This is a genomic window from Acetobacter garciniae, from assembly GCF_017377735.1.
GTDB classification, from domain to species: Bacteria; Pseudomonadota; Alphaproteobacteria; order Acetobacterales; family Acetobacteraceae; genus Acetobacter; species Acetobacter garciniae.
Window position 1 is genome coordinate 71,703 of record NZ_JAFVMH010000006.1, and the last position, 15,646, is coordinate 87,348.

At 66.8% G+C, this 15,646-nt stretch carries 9 protein-coding genes; 4 read left to right on the plus strand and 5 right to left on the minus strand.

The genetic code is table 11. From position 1 onward, the window contains the following. Positions 1-22 precede the first annotated feature (22 nt). Positions 23-316, minus strand: a complete 294-nt coding sequence (locus J2D77_RS12015; RefSeq protein ID WP_207846524.1) for a hypothetical protein — start codon at positions 314-316, stop codon at positions 23-25. 83 nt (positions 317-399) lie between these two features. Further along, positions 400-2,157 carry an ABCB family ABC transporter ATP-binding protein/permease gene (locus J2D77_RS12020; protein ID WP_230976906.1) on the minus strand — a complete coding sequence of 586 codons (1,758 nt, stop codon included), beginning with the start codon at positions 2,155-2,157 and terminating at the stop codon, positions 400-402. A gap of 165 nt (positions 2,158-2,322) precedes the next feature. Here J2D77_RS12020 and J2D77_RS12025 point away from each other — a divergent pair, with 165 nt between their 5' ends. Then, positions 2,323-3,198, plus strand: a complete 876-nt coding sequence (locus J2D77_RS12025) for an NUDIX hydrolase (RefSeq protein WP_207846526.1) — start codon at positions 2,323-2,325, stop codon at positions 3,196-3,198. 176 nt (positions 3,199-3,374) lie between these two features. Here the strand turns inward: J2D77_RS12025 and J2D77_RS12030 are convergent, their stop codons facing one another. From J2D77_RS12030 to J2D77_RS12040, 3 genes are read right to left on the minus strand one after another with little or no spacing between them, the layout of a single operon-like run. Then, entirely contained in the window at positions 3,375-6,338 is a 2,964-nt protein-coding gene (locus tag J2D77_RS12030; RefSeq protein ID WP_207846527.1) for a [protein-PII] uridylyltransferase, read from the minus strand. 53 nt (positions 6,339-6,391) lie between these two features. Beyond that, on the minus strand, positions 6,392-9,055 hold the full coding sequence (mutS, locus tag J2D77_RS12035) for a DNA mismatch repair protein MutS (protein ID WP_207846528.1): 2,664 nt from the start codon (positions 9,053-9,055) through the stop codon (positions 6,392-6,394). Between the two features lie 40 nt (positions 9,056-9,095). After that, entirely contained in the window at positions 9,096-11,168 is a 2,073-nt protein-coding gene (locus J2D77_RS12040; RefSeq protein ID WP_207846529.1) for a tetratricopeptide repeat protein, read from the minus strand. Between the two features lie 74 nt (positions 11,169-11,242). Here J2D77_RS12040 and J2D77_RS12045 point away from each other — a divergent pair, with 74 nt between their 5' ends. From J2D77_RS12045 to thrC, 3 genes are all read left to right on the plus strand, one after another. Continuing rightward, positions 11,243-12,775, plus strand: a complete 1,533-nt coding sequence (locus J2D77_RS12045; protein ID WP_207846687.1) for a carboxypeptidase M32 — start codon at positions 11,243-11,245, stop codon at positions 12,773-12,775. Between the two features lie 154 nt (positions 12,776-12,929). Beyond that, positions 12,930-14,105, plus strand: coding sequence for an L-dopachrome tautomerase-related protein (locus J2D77_RS12050; RefSeq protein WP_407927101.1), 1,176 nt, complete (start codon positions 12,930-12,932; stop codon positions 14,103-14,105). A gap of 110 nt (positions 14,106-14,215) precedes the next feature. Further along, the gene (gene thrC / locus J2D77_RS12055) at positions 14,216-15,619 is read left to right on the plus strand and encodes a threonine synthase (RefSeq protein WP_207846530.1); all 1,404 of its coding nucleotides are present in this window, start codon (positions 14,216-14,218) and stop codon (positions 15,617-15,619) included. The last annotated feature ends 27 nt before the right edge of the window (positions 15,620-15,646 follow it).

Sequence of the window (15,646 nt, forward strand, 5' to 3'; positions counted from 1 at the left end):
GCTTTCTCGCCTGGGCGCCAGTTTAATTTCCCGGCCCGGTCTCGGTGTCGGCATGGACGGAGGCATGGACATCCCCCGAACGCACGCTGGCAGCCGCTGATTCGAGAATGCGCAGAACCGTATCACGGTCCATGCTACGCGCCAGCACGCCCAGCGCACCGCCCAGAAGGGCGGAAGCCACGGCCAAAGGCGGGAATTTCTCCTGCTTGAGGTGATCGATCGCATGTTCGACCACCATGGCGCACCGGGCCAGGTCTTCGGGCACTTCGGGCCCGGTTCCGCCGTCGTGTCCGGTATTGTCCGCTGTATCAGCCATGTCTTTCTCCCTTGCTGCGTTACGACCCGGATTCGACGGGTCGTCGCTGTTGGCCGTTCATGGGCCGCCAATCCAATACGCGCTTACGCCCCTTCGCTGCCCTGTGCCGCCCACATGGCGGCGTAAGGCCCGCCTTCGGCCAGCAGGGCCGCATGCGTTCCACGCTGCACCACAAGCCCGTGGCCCATCACCAGGATTTCATCCGCATCCACGATGGTGGACAGGCGATGGGCTATGACAAGGGTCGTGCGCCGGGCGGCGACAGTCTTCAGCGCTGCCTGAATTTCCTTTTCGGTATGTGTGTCCAACGCGCTTGTGGCCTCGTCAAGCACAAGAACGCGTGGGTCTTTCAGAATCGTCCTGGCAATGGCCACGCGCTGCTTTTCGCCCCCCGAAAGCTTCAGCCCGCGCTCACCCACCCGGGTTTTGTACCCTTCGGGCAGGGAGGCGATGAAATCATGGATCTGGGCCAGCCGGGCCGCCTGTTCCACCTCGTCCTGCGTGGCGCCCAGACGGCCATAGGCGATGTTGTAGCCGATCGTGTCGTTGAACAGCACGGTATCCTGCGGCACCACGCCAATGGCGGCCCGCAGGTCGGCCTGGCGGTAATCGCGCACGTCATGCCCGTCCACCAGCACCGCACCCGAGGATACATCGTAAAAGCGGAACAGCAGACGGCTGATGGTGGACTTGCCGGCCCCGGTGCTGCCGACAATGGCGACCTTGTGCCCCGGCTCCACCATGAAGCTGACCCCGTGCAATATCTCGCGGTCGGGGCGGTAGCCGAAGCGGACATCGCGGAACTCCACCCGGGCGGGGGCCGAGACCGAAAGCTTCGTGGCCAGTGGCAGCGGGTTGGGCGGGTCGGCTACCTCCACCACCTCATCGGCCAGGCCCAGCATGTGTTCGAGATCCACCAGGGCCGTGCGAATGCCCGAATAGACCGAGCCCAGGAAATTGAGCGGGCCGTACAACTGAAGCAGGTAGGTGTTCACCATCACGAACTCGCCCACCGTAATGCGCCCGGCCTGCACGTCGAACCCGCCCAGCAGCATGATGGCGGCCAGGGAGATCGCGATAATGGCGGCCTGCCCGAAATTGAGCGTGCCCAGCGAATACTGCGTGCTCAATGCCGCCTGTTCGTAGCGCGCCTGTGCGCTGTCGTAGCGCGCAGCCTCGTGCTCCTCGTTGCCGAAATACTTGACGGTCTCGTAATTGAGCAGGCTGTCCAGCGCCTTGCCCGTGGCCTCGCTGTTCGTCTCGTTCATGCGCCGCCGAATGCCCAGCCGCCATGTCGTGAACCGCACGGTGAACAGGATATAGGCCGCGATCATCGCCACCATCAGGGCGACGTATTTCCAGTTGAACACGTGCCCGATCACGCCCATGACCAGCACCGCCTGCAAGATGGTGGGCGAGATGGACATGATCATCCGCAGCAGGGTCTCGACCGCCTCGGTCCCGCGTTCTATGGCGCGGGTGACGCCCCCCGTGCGCCGGTCGAGGTGAAAGCGCATGGATAAAGCGTGCATGTGCTGGAAGCTGCGATACGCCGCCTGCCGCGCGACCCTGAAGCGCACCGGGGCGAACAGCGCGTCACGCAGGTTGGTCAGCGCGGCGGAAATCAGCCGGACCAGCCCGTAGCCGATAATCAGCAGGGCCGGAGCCATGGCCAGGCTGTCGGGATGCACGAAGCGGTCCACCACGCGGCTGTAGACAAGCGGGACCGCCAGTGTCGCAAGCTCGCCCGCGACCATGACCAGCAGCACCAGCACCACGCGCCAGCGCAGGGCACGGTTTCCCGCTGGCCAGAGATAGGGCAGCAGGCGGGCAAATGTCATGCTGGCCGGTTTGTGCAACGGCCCGGACGCCGCGTTATGGGAAGGACGCATGGCATGGATTTGGCATGCCGGGCTGTTTTTGCAAACCCCGAAGCCTTGCCACGGCGGCCCCCGCACCCGATAACAGGTGCCTTATTTGCCCGATCCGGGCTGACAGGACCGTTCATGTCTGCTGACCCATCGCCTTTCCTGAGGCACCTTGAGCACTGCAATTCCGCGACCCTGCCTGGCGGGCGGGCCCCCTTTTCCCTGGCGGGCAGACCGGCGGGCTGGATCACGCCCGACCTGTTCGACCGGCTTGAGGCGGAAAGACTGGGCACGCGCGCCAGGGGGTTCGACCTGCCGCGCCCCGACCAGCTCGAAGCATTGGGCGAGGCGCTGGCGGTGGAGGGCTATTACACATCCCACCATGAACTCTTCGATGTCATGCCCGACCTGGGCGCGCCCGTCATGGGCCGGATCGATCGCGGGGCCCTGCCGCTGTTCGGGCTGGTGGCGGTCGGCGTGCACATGAACGGGCTGGTGCGTACGCCGCAGGGGCTGCATCTGTGGGTCGGGCGGCGGGCGGCCGACAAGCGGTTGGACCCATCCAAGCTCGATCACCTTGTGGCCGGGGGCGTGCCGGCGGGGCATACCCATCGCGAAGCCCTGACAAAGGAAGCGGCGGAAGAAGCCAGCATAGGTCCCCAGCTTGCGGCCCAGGCCACGCAGACCGGCCGCATTGTCTATGCGCTCAACCGCGCGGAAGGGCTGCGGCGCGATATTCTATATTGCTACGACCTGTACCTGCCCGAAAGCTTTACCCCCAAAGCCGCGGATGGCGAGGTTGAATCCTTCACCCTCATGCCCTTGGATGAGGCCTTCTGGATCGTGCGCGACACGGATGACTTCAAGTTCAATGTCAATCTGGTGCTGATCGACCTGTTCCTGCGCCAGGGGCTGATCGACCCCGCAAGCGCCGAGGGGCGGATGCTCCGCACCGGGCTGGACAACGGTCTTTCCCCCGCAAGCCCGGGTCGGACGCGCGCCCTGCCCACCTGACACCCGCGCCCCGGCTTGTCGGGGGCGGTCTGGCGGTTTGACCCCCTCTCCCGCCGCAGGCCCGGGCTGCCTACGTGGCCGTGCCTGTCCGGGCGCGTCCATACCCTGCCGCGCGGCATCGGCGTGCCGCTCCCCGCGTAAGCCCTTCGCCCCGGCTCCGGGTCAAGCCTTTCGGCTCAGCCTGAATAGCGCGACTGGGCCATTGCGGTGGCTTCGGCCTCGGCCTCCTTCAGGCCAGCCAGCAGGCTGACGCGAATTTCCTCCAGCCGCTTCTTGTCGGTAATTTTCAGGCCGAACAGATCCTTGACGTAGAACACGTCCACCGCCCGCACGCCGTAGGTGGTGATATGGGCGGAGGCAATCTGCAGGCTTTCGCGGCTCATGGCCTGGGTAACGTCATGCAGCAGGCCGGGCCGGTCGCGGCCGTTGATCTCGATCACCGTATGGGTGTTGGACACGCCATTATCCACCACCACGCGCGGCGGCACGTGAATGGCGCGCATGCGCATGGGCATGTGGCCGAACCCGGCCTGCGCGATTTCGGCCTCGATATCGATCTGCCCGCTCAAACCCTGTTCTATCAGCGAGGAAAGCCGCGCCAGGCGGTGCGTTTCCTCATAGGCCTGCCCCGATGTATCCTGGATCCAGAACGTGTCCAGCGCCATGCCGTGGGTCATGGTATGGATGCGCGCATCCACGATGGACGCCCCCGCCAACGCCAGCGCCCCCGCAATCTTGGAAAACAGGCCCGGCACGTCCACCGTATAGACCGTAACCTCCGTCACCCCGCGCGCGGGCAGGGGCAGGACCTCCACCGTCAGGGGGGATTCGCGGCGGTCCGCCTCGCGGATCAGGCGGGCGTGGCGGCTATGGGTCTCGTAATCGAAAGACAGCCAGTACCCCGCGTAGCCCAGGCCCAGGAACCGGTCGATATCGCGCCGGGAAACCCCTTCCTCCGTCAGGATTTCGGCTGCCGTGTCCTTGGCGTGGCGCACGCGCACGTCGCGCTCGGTCGTGGCCAGGCCACCGGCCAGCACTTCCGCCACGCGCACGTAAAGTTCACGCAGCAGGGTGGCTTTCCAGGCGTTCCATACCCGCGGGCTGACCGCGCGCATGTCCACAATGGTCAGCAGCAGCAGAAGGCGCAGGCGTTCGGGCGACTGCACGATATCGGCCACGTCCAGAATGGTCTTGGGGTCGTCTATATCGCGCTGGAAGGCTGTGTGGCTGAGCAGCAGATGGTGCAGCACCAGCCACGACACGGTCTCCGTCTCCTCGCCCGACATGCCAAGACGGGGGCAGAGTTCGGCGGCGATCTCGGCCCCGATTTCGGAATGATCGCCACCGCGCCCCTTGGCCACGTCATGCAGCAGGACGGCCATATACAGCGCGCAGCGCGATTGCAGGTCCTTGATCAGGTCGTAGGCGATGGGAATTTCATCGGCCATGCGCCCGGCCACGACCTCATCGAGAATGCGTACCGCCTCGATCGTGTGCTCATCGACCGTGAAGACATGATAGGTGTCGAACTGCATCTGCCCGACAATGCGCGCCCAGTCAGGGATCAGCCGCCCGAAAATGCCGGTCTCGTTCAGGATATGCAGCCAGTGCGAATGGCCCGAAGGCGGGTGGCTGCCATACGCCGCGGAATAGGCGGGCGTGGTCTCGTCCGCCGCCACGGCAGCCGCGACCGCACTGGCCCGCCGGCGGCGGGGGCGCTGTTCCTCCTCCGGTGTTTCACCACAGAGCAGGTCAAGGAAAATGCGCGCGGCCTCGGGGTTGTCGCGCAGGGCAGTGGCGCGGCGTTCCCAGCGGATAAGCTGGTGGCGGGCCAGCGGATGCAGCGGCCGGCGGCGCAAGCGCGCCCAGTCCAGGATCTGCATCATCTTGATGGGGTCTTCATCGAAGGACACGCCGCGATCGGGCAGGATCTGCCCGTCCAGCAGGGTAAACCCGGCCTCGCGCATGGCCTCGTCGGGTTTTGCGGCATGGGCGACGGGGCCCTGCGCCTGGCGCAGCACGGCGGGTTCAAGCACATGTGTGAGGCGCATGACCTCACGCGCGGTCAGGAAGTAATGGCGCATGAAGCGCTCGACACCGTTCTGGCGGCCGTGGCGGGTATACCCCATGCGCGCCCCGATTACCGGCTGCATGTCGAAGGTCAGCCGTTCCTCCGCCCGACCGGCGACGTAATGCAGGTGCAGGCGCAGGGTCCACAGGAAGTCCCACGACCGGCGGGCACGGGCGGCTTCCTGTTCCGTCAGCAGCCCCATCCAGATGAATTCGGGGGCCAGCAGATCCTTGACGTGGCGGGTGCCGAACGTGTTGCGGCACATCCAGTACAGGGTCTGCATGTCCCGCAGGCCACCGCGCCCTTCCTTGATGTTGGGTTCCACCAGATAGGGGCTGTCGCCAAAGCGGCGGTGGCGCTCAAGCCGTTCGCTGCGCTTGTCGTGAATGAACCCGGTCGGCCCCGCCTCCACACTGGCCAGGATGTAGCGCGCCTCGAACATGGCGAAAAACGCCGTGTCCCCCATCAGCAGCCGCGCATCCAGCAGGGCCGTGCGCACGGTCGTATCCTTTGTGGATTCCTCGATACATTCGGAAATGGTGCGCGTGGCGTGCCCGACCTTGAGCCCCAGGTCCCACAGGAAATACAGCACGTATTCGATCAGCGGGTGGACCCGTTCCCCCGCATCGTCCCCGATCAGAAACAAAAGGTCGATATCGCTGAACGGGGCCAGCATGCCCCGGCCGTACCCCCCCGTGGCCGCCACGGCAAAGCCCGACAGCCCACCCAGCGGAGCCCCCGCATCCGCATGGACACCGGGATTGGCGCGAATGGCCAGGTCGATGATGGCGCGCAGCATCACATCGGTGAAGGCCGCGATCAGCTTGGCGGACGCCGCCCCCTTAAGCTCGTAGCGTTCGAAGCGGTTGCGCACATCGGCCTGGTAGCGCCCCAGGTAGCGCCGAAAGATCGCCACGGCCTCCTCCCGCTCGGGGGTGGCGGCGTCCTGGGTCGTGGCGTCTCTAAGCTCCCGCGTCAGGCATGCGGCAAGGGCTTCTGGCGTCAGGGCGGCCAGAACGGTCATGTCGGGCTGCTGCCCGGGGGCAGCGTGTACGGGAGAAATGGACATCGGGGTTCGGGTTCGATTCCTGGAGAATTAGAATGCCTGGAGACACGATACGATCAGGACTTGAAGGACTGGCCCACAACGCCTGCCTGCTGTCGCGCTTCCTTGCAAAGCTCGTAAAGCAGATCCAGCGCACCCCTTGGGGTCAATGTATCGGGATCAATGTCCATCAAGCGTTGTTTTAGCGTATTTTCAGCTTCCGTGGGTATGACCTTGTGCGTGTCGAACAGCGGGAGCGGCTCGGGTATTGTATTTTCAGCACGCTCCAACTCCCGCAGCAAGCGCCCTGCCCTGTCCACCACACCCGCGGGCACCCCGGCCAGCCGCGCCACATGCACGCCCCAGCTCTTTTTGGCCGTGCCCGCCAGCACCTCGTGCAGGAAGACAATCTGCCCCTGCCATTCGCGCACGGCCATTGTATGCAGGCACAGCCGGGGCAGCGTATCCACCAGCCGACCCAGTTCATGAAAATGGGTTGCAAAAATCGCGCGGCAGCGCACGGTGGAATGCAGGGCTTCAAGCACCGACCAGGCAATGGCCAGACCGTCCAGCGTTGCAGTACCCCGCCCGATCTCGTCCACCACCACCAAAGAGCGCGGACCCGCCTGGTTGAGAATGGCCGCGGTCTCGGTCATTTCGACCATGAAAGTCGAACGCCCGCGCGCCAGGTCGTCCGATGCCCCCACGCGGGAGAACAGCTGGTCCACAATACCGATATGCGCCCGATCGGCGGCCACCGGAAAACCCGCCTGTGCGAGAATGACCGCAAGGGCCGTCTGGCGCAGAAAGGTGGACTTGCCCGCCATGTTCGGCCCGGTCAGCAGCATGATCCGGTATTCGGGGGCCAGGTCGCAGCCATTGGGCGTAAAGCGCGCACCCGCGGGCAGGGCGGCTTCCACAACCGGGTGGCGGCATCCTTCAAGGCGGAAGGCCGTATCGTCGGTCACGCGGGGGCAGCACCACGTACCCCCTGCCGCAAGGGCCGCGCAGGATTGCAGCACGTCCACCACCGCCAGGGCCTGGGCCACGGCGGGCAGGTCCGCTTCGGCCAGGATACTGGCGACCAGCCCCGCGAAAAGGGCTTTCTCGCGCTGGGCGGCCCTGTCCGCCGCTTGGGTAATGCACGCATCCAGGCTGGCCAGTTCCTCGGTCACGAAACGCGCCGTGCTGGCCGTGCCCTGCCGCAGGATAAGCTCGGCCCTGTCCTTCAGCCGGGTGGCCGCACCCACCGGCACCTCCATGACATAGCCAAGCTGGGCATGATGGCGGATCTTAAGGCTGGCCATGCCATAGCGGGCGCCGTATTCGGCCTGAAGCTCGGCAATCAGGCGGCGCGAATCATCGCGCAGGGCACGGTGTTCATCCAGTTCGGGGTCATAGCCCGGGGCCACCACCCCGCCATCGTCCAGCCTGGCGGGCATGTGCTCGGCCAGGGCGCTGCCCAGCAGAACCTTCAGCCCTTCGGCACCCCCCAGGCAACGGACCGCCTTTTGCAGGATTTCGGGCAGGGCGGCCTGCCCCCCGGCCAGTGCCGCGGCCGCTTCGCGCGCGGCCAGCAGCCCGTCGCGTATGGCGGCAAGGTCACGCGGCTGCCCGCGCCCCACTGACAGGCGGCCCAGGGCCCGGGCCATGTCGGGGGCTTTTTTCAGCGCGTCGCGCAGGGACTGCGTGCGCACGGGCTCGTCCTTGAGCCACAGCCACCCCGCCTGCCTGTCCGCGATCCGGGCCACCTGTGTCAGGGGCGATGCCAGCCATTCCGCCAACTGGCGGGCCCCTGCCGCGCTGACCGTGCGGTCGAGGGCGGCGAACAGCGTATGTTCCGCCCCGCCGTCGCGCGCGCGCAGAATATCCAGGCTGGCGCGGGTGGCGGGGTCTATGCTCAGCACGCCGCCATCGTTCTGGGGCACGGGGTGGGCCAGGCGCGGCATCTGCCCGGCCTGCGTGCGCCGCACGTAATCCACCGCCTGTGCGGCGGCCAGTGTTTCCTCATCGGAAAAAGTGCCGAAGGCTTCCATGCTGGCTACACCGAAGGCCGCGGCCAGGCGCTGGCGCGCGGTATCGGCCGGGGGCAAGGCCCGTTCGGGAGCCAGCCGCATGGCGTAATCGCCCAGTTCGAGGCCGGGTGAGGCCAGGATTTCCGCCGGGTCCAGCCGTGCAAGCAGCGCAGGCAGGGCGCGTGGGGCCAGCCTTGCGGTTTCGAACAGGCCGGTCGAGACATCGATCCACGCAGCACCCAGCCATGCCTGCTCCGGGCGGGCACCGTCCTTCCCGCGGCGCCCCCGGCCCGCAGCAGCACCCTGGACCAGGGCCAGCAGCAGGTTGGAACGACCGGGTTCGAGCAGTTCGTCCTCCGTCAGCGTGCCCGGGGTGACCAGCCGCACCACGGCCCGGGCCAGCGGGCCTTTGCTGGCGGGTCGGCCACGGCTTGGCGTTTCGGTCTGTTCGGCCACGGCCACGCGAAAACCCCGGCGGATCAGCCGCGCAAGATAGGCAGGGGCTGCGGCAACCGGCACGCCGCACATGGCGATGGGTTCGGAGGCATGGCTGCCACGCGCGGTCAGGGCGATGTCCAGCGCCGCGGCTGCCGTCACGGCATCGTCAAAGAACAGTTCGTAAAAATCGCCCATGCGAAAAAACAGCAGGGCTTCCGGATTCTCGGCCTTGAGCGCGAACCACTGCGCCATCGCCGGGGAGGCCCCTTCGGGGGAAATGCGTGTCATGCGCACATCATAAAGAGATGCTTAATCGGAACAACCGCCTTTACCCATTTTCCCGCACCATGTGGCGCACAAGGCTTTCGGCACGGGCCACGACCGGCCGCCATGGCCCGTCCCCCACACCCGGTGCCGGTTGGCGCAGAATACGCACGCAGGGGTACCACAGGCTGCGCGGGGGTACGCCCCCGTCTTTTGTCGCGGAAGGGTCAGCCCAGCGCCAGTCGCCGCCAAAACGATCGAGCAGGAGGGCAGGCACGCCCAGCAGCCCGGCCAGATGAATGATCATGGTATCCACGCTGACCACCAGATCGAGACCGGCCATAAGCCGCGCCGTGGCCAGCACGTCGCCCTCGGGCAGGGCGTCCACCGCGAAGGGCGCGCGCGCATGGCCCGCTTCGGGCTGAAGGGCCTGGACCCGCACGCCTTCGATAGCCGCCAACGGGGCCAGCAGCGCAGGGTTGAGCGAGCGCCGCCGATCGAACTGGAATCGCGCGCTCCCGGCCCAGCACAGCCCCAGCCGGAACGACCTCCCGCGTTCGGCACCGTCCGGGCGTGGCGTGGCAAGCCCCGCCAGATCGGCCTGCCAGGCAAAGGGGTCGGACACCCCCAGGCAATGCGGCAGGCTGAGCAGGGAACAGCGGGCCGCGGCCTGCCGTGTTCCGTCCTCACCCACGGCCAGCAACCGCACCCGCGGGTTCCGCCCCAGCCGCGTCTGCCCCACCAGCCCGTGCAGGGCCGCAGGCACGGCCAGCAACACAGGAACATGGCGCGCGGCGACTTCGACATAGCGCAGGAACTGTATGCAGTCGCCCAGGCCCTGTTCGCCGTGAAGCAGAACCGCCCCGTGCGAGGGCAGAGGGCGCGGCGAGGCATCGGCCCCCGTTATGCCAGACCGGTGCGCGCCAGAGGCGGACATATCCGCCCCGAACACCCCCGCCTGCGGCCCATTTGAAGGCGGCGTGCCGGGCGCCCCCATATCAGACCTGTCCGCGCCTGCGCCGGGCTTGCCGTCCCATTGCGGCAGGGCCGCGATGGCGGGTGGGGGTGGCAGCAGGGCCTGCCGGGCCTCGAACAAAGCCCAGCCTTCTGCAAAATGCCCTTGGGCCAGGGCGATAACGCCACGGTTCATGCGTGCCCGCGCGCGGTCCTGCGGGTTCGTGGCACGGGCCTCGGCCTGTTGCAGCAGGTCGGTCGCGGCCTCGCTTTCGCCCAGATCAGCCAGAACGCCGGCGTAATTGAGCATCAGCCGGGCATCCCCCGGCCCCAGGCGACAAGCCTGCGCCAGATGCGTGCGCGCGGCGTGCAGCGCGCCTTGCGCCATAAGCACCAGCCCCAGATTGGTACTTGTCTGCGCGACAGCGGGTGCGAAGCGGAGCGAGGCTTCCAGCGCAACCTGGGCCTGTTCCTGCGCGCCGGTTGCGAACAAGGCTGCACCATGGTTGGCGAGGGCTGCGGCATTGTCGGGCATGGCCTGCGCCACACGCCTGAAATGCGGTTCCGCTTCCGCCCCGCGCCCGCAGCCATCCAGCAGCATGCCATGCAGGTTATGGGCGGCGATATTGTCCCCCTCCAGCCGAAGGGCCTTGTCCGAAAATTCCAGCGCCTGCCCTCCCCGGCCCTGACGCGCCAGAAACGCTGCCAGGGCCATGTGGCGTTCGGCCTCCAGCGGGCGCAGGGCCAGGGCCTGGCGCAAGGCGCGTTCGGCATCCGCCCCACGGCCCAGGGTTTCGAGCACCACGGCCATGGCGTCATGCGCGCGGGGGTCCGTGGGCGTTGCCAGCACGGCCACGTTCAGCGCTGCGCGCGCGGCCTGTCCCTGCCCGGCTTCATGAAGTGCCAGCCCCAGCGTGATGTGAAAATGCGCCTCCGCCCGCAGGGCGATCGCCCGTCCGGCAAGGGCTATGGCGGCTGGCGCGTTCCCGCCCGCCCGCGCAATGCAGGCCATGGCGTGCAGGGCGTGGGCATCGTCCGGGTGGTGGCGCAAATGCACGCGCAGCAGGGCTGCTGCCTGCTCGGCCTGCCCCGTGCCCAGCAGGGCCAGCGCCTGCCCGGCCAGTTCCTCACCCGCGTGGGGTCCGCCCCTTGGGGTGGCAGGCCGTTCGTCAGTATGGTGCATGATTTCCCCTTGCCCGCCGGTTTTTACCACAGGGTGCATTCCGCCCGCCACGCGGATGCTGTACCATGCCGGGCATGAATACAGCTTATCTTTCTCTCGAACGCCACTTTGCGCGCCTGTCCTCCCTGAACGATGCGATCGGCATTCTCAGTTGGGACAAGGAAGTCATGATGCCCTCGGGGGCGGCTGAACGACGGGCCGAAAACATGGCCATGCTCGAAGGGCTGCGCCACGAAATCCTGACCGCCCCTGTCATGGCGGAACTGCTGGCCGAAGCGGGCGTGGACGCCAGCGGGGACGCTGCCCCTGAGGAAACTGCCCTGTGGCGCAGTGCGAATCTGGCCGAAATGCGCCGCCTGCACAAGCGCGCCACCGCCCTGCCCCAGGACCTGGTTGAGGCGTTTTCCCACGCCGCATCACGCTGCGAGATCGCTTGGCGCAGCGCGCGTGAGAACAGCGATTTTCCCACACTTCTCCCCTATCTGTCCGAAGTGCTGCGCCTGACCCGCGCTGTCGCCGCAGCCACGGGGGATGCGCTGGGCCTGAGCCCTTACGACGCCCTGCTGGACGGGTTCGACCCCGGCACCCGCCAGAGCGATATAGACCCCGTCTTTACCCGCCTGCGCGCCGAACTGCCCGAACTGATCGGCTCCGTGCTGGAACGCCAGGCCGCCCTGCCCGCCGCCACGCCGCTGCAAGGTCCGTTCTCCGTCGCACGGCAGGAAGCGCTTGGCCGCGTGCTGATGCGCCAGCTCGGTTTCGACATGACGCGCGGCCGACTGGATGTCAGCACCCATCCGTTCTGCGGCGGGGCCACCTATGACGTGCGCCTGACCACCCGTTATGACGAAGCCGATTTCATTCCCGCCATGATGGGCGTGCTGCATGAAACCGGCCATGCGCTGTACGACATGGGCCTGCCAAGTGCCTGGGTATCGCAGCCCGTGGGGCAGGCTGGCGGCATGACCCTGCATGAAAGCCAGTCCCTGCTGATGGAAATGCAGTTCTGCCGCTCGGGCGCGTTCGCGCGCTGGCTTGCCCCGCATGCCCGTACCGCCTTCGACCTGCCCGACACCGCCACAGGGTGGGGGGCCGAAAACCTGCACAGGCTGCTGACCCATGTGCAGCCGGGCTTTATCCGCGTGGATGCGGACGAGGTGACCTACCCCGCCCATATCCTGGTCCGTTACGAGCTGGAAAAAGCCCTGATCGCGGGTGATCTGGCCCTGGCCGACCTGCCCGGCGCGTTCAATGACGGCATTCACGCCCTGCTGGGCCTGCGCGTGCCCGATGACAGGCGCGGCTGTTTGCAGGACATTCATTGGCCGGAAGGCCTGTTCGGGTATTTCCCCTGCTACGCGCTGGGGGCCATGGCGGCGGCACAGTTCCGCGTGGCGGCCTGCGAACAGAACCCCGATATCCTGCCTGCCGTCGGCAGGGGGGATTTTGCGCCGCTGCTGGGCTGGCTGCGCCAGAACGTGCATGGCCGCGCCAGCAGTGCGACCATGCCGCAGATCCTGCGCGATGCAACGGGCAAACCCCTTGGGGCGGACGCCTATCTGGCCCATATCCGCCACCGTTACCTCGACCGCGCGCCTGACGCGTAAGCCGCAAGCGTGGGCGGGCTACGTGCCTCCGCACCCGTGCAGACAAGCCATCTGCACAACACATTTGCGCGCGGGCAGCCGGGCGCGGAGAATGGCCCCACCCACACGCCCGCCCCTTCCGGCTTTTCCAGACCGCCGCATCATGGACCGACGCATGACTGTTTTGCACTACCTGCCCCGCCTCCTGCGCCCCACGCCAATCAGGCGCGCGGCCTTCTGTGCCGCCATGGTCGGCCTGCTGGCCAACCCGCTGGCCGGGCCGCTGGCCAGCACCACCGCCTGGGCGCTGCATATGCCCAAGGTGGCCGAACTGGGCCCGTCAGCGTTAACCCCGTTCATGCAGTCCGACAAACAGGTCTGGGACGCCATCCTGCCCCTGCCCGACGGGCGCATGCTTTTCGAGGCCCCGGCCTGGGTGGGCAATACCGGCCCGCAGCTTTACGCCCGCGCGCCCGATGGCACCCTGGCCCCCTGGCCCGATGCTGCGTGGAACGCCACGCAAGGTGACGCCGCGACACGGATCGTGTCGGCCGGTGGCCTGGTGCGTGCGGCCAGCGGGTCTGTCTGGGTGCTCGACAATGGCGTGCCTGACCACGCCAAGCCGCCTGTGGCCCCACCCAAGCTGCTGGAAATCGACCCCGCGCAGAACAAGGTGCTGCGCAGCATCCCTATCGAGGCCAGCGCCCTGCGTCCGGGCAGCATCCTGTCCGGCGTGGCGGTGCATGACAAAACGGCCTATGTGGCGGATTCCGGCGTAGGGGCTGTGATCGTGGTCGATCTGGCCGCGGGGATGAGCCGCCGTTTCCTCGACCATCATCCGGCCCTTGTGGCCACGCGCCCGATCGTGACCCCGGCCGGCCCGCTGCACGACGCTTCGGGCCGGCTGGCCGCCCTTGACGCCAGCATGATCGCGGTCAGCCCCGACGGGTCATGGATCGTGGTGCAACCGCCATCGGGCTATCTCTCACGTATTGCCACATCCCTGTTCTTCGACCCCGATGTGACCCCCGCCGCCTTCGAGGAAGGGGTGACCCAATGGTTCAAGACCCCCACATTGGGCGGCATGGCCATTGATTCCGATGGCACGCTGTACTGGGCCGATGTCACGACCGGCAGTATCCTAAGCTACACGACCGGGCGCATTCCGCGTCGGCTGATAACCGACCCCAGGCTGACATGGCCCACCACGCCGGGGCTTGACGAGCATGGCCACCTGTTCGTCTCCGCCAGCCAGATCGACCATACGACCGCTTTTGGGGGGGCCCAGTCCGTGACATGGCCCGTCACGGTATATGAAATGACCCTGCCCACCACGCCACCGCCGCAATAAGCGGCACGTTACACCACCATCGGGCAACCCGCCTGCCCTGCCGAAGGGTGGCTGGCTGCCTGATACAAGCCTACTTCGCGCCGCTGGCCATTCAGGGTATAGTGTCTTTCATGCGCTACATTTCCACCCGCGGGAACGCTCCCGCCCTTTCCTTTTCCGATGTGCTGCTGAGCGGTCTTGCCGAGGATGGCGGCCTGTACCTGCCGCAGGCCTGGCCGGAATTCTCGCTCGATGACTGGCGGTCCCTGCGTGGCCTGCCCTACCCGGAACTCGCGGCCCGTGTCATGGCGCCGTTCACGGCACCCGATATCGATTTCGAGACGCTGAAGAGCCTGTGCGAGCAGGCCTATGCCGGGTTCGACCACCCCGCCATCGTGCCCGTGACCCAGGTGGAAGACGGGCTGTTCGTCCAGGAACTGTTCCACGGCCCCACCCTGGCGTTCAAGGACATGGCCATGCAGGTGCTGGGCCAGTTGTTCGAGCATGTGCTGACCCAGCGCAACGACCATGTAACCATCGTCGGGGCGACCTCGGGCGATACGGGGTCGGCCGCGATCGAAGCATGCCGGGGCCGCAAGCGGCTGTCGGTCATCATCCTGCACCCCAAGGGCCGCACGTCCGAAGTGCAGCGCCGTCAGATGACCACGGTGCTGGACCCCAACATCACCAATCTTGCGGTGGAAGGCACGTTCGACGACTGCCAGGACCTGGTCAAGACCCTGTTCGCGGACCTGCCTTTCCGGCGGGAGATGAACCTTTCGGCCGTCAATTCCATCAACTGGGCGCGGATTGCAGCACAGATTCCCTATTACGTGCATGCAGCCCTGACCTTTGGCGCGCCCGAGCGCGAGGTGTCCTTTGCCGTACCCACCGGCAATTTCGGCAATATTCTTGCCGCCTGGGCCGCGCGCCGCATGGGCCTGCCCATCCGGCAGCTTTGCGTGGGCTCCAACCGCAACGATATTCTCACCCGCTTCCTCAACGCCAATGACATGACCATCAAGGGGGTCGTGCCCAGTCTTTCCCCCTCCATGGATATTCAGGTTTCTTCCAATTTCGAACGCCTGCTGTTCGAACTGCTGGGCCGGGATGCCGCTGCCTGCACGTGGATCATGACCGGCTTTCGCGCCACGGGGCATATGGATGTGCCGGAAGAAACATGGGAGCGCGCGCGAAGCCTGTTCTCGGGCCTCGCGCTGGACGACACGCAGACCGAGGCCGAAATTCGCGCCCTGCACCAGAAATCGGGCTACCTGGCCGACCCGCACAGCGTGATCGGCATTGCGGCAGGCCGCAAGTTCCGCAAGCCCGGCACCCCCATGATCGCGGAGGCCACGGCCCACCCCGCCAAGTTCCCCGACGCCATGGTGGCGGCCACGGGTATTCACCCCGCCCTGCCCGTTCACATGGCCGATCTGTATGAACGGCGCGAACGCTACCGCACCGTGCCCGCGACCCCCCAGGCCATCAAGGATGCGGTACGCGCGGCCGTTGCCGATTGTAACGCGGGCTGAGCCTCCCCATCTTCCCTATCAGGCTGC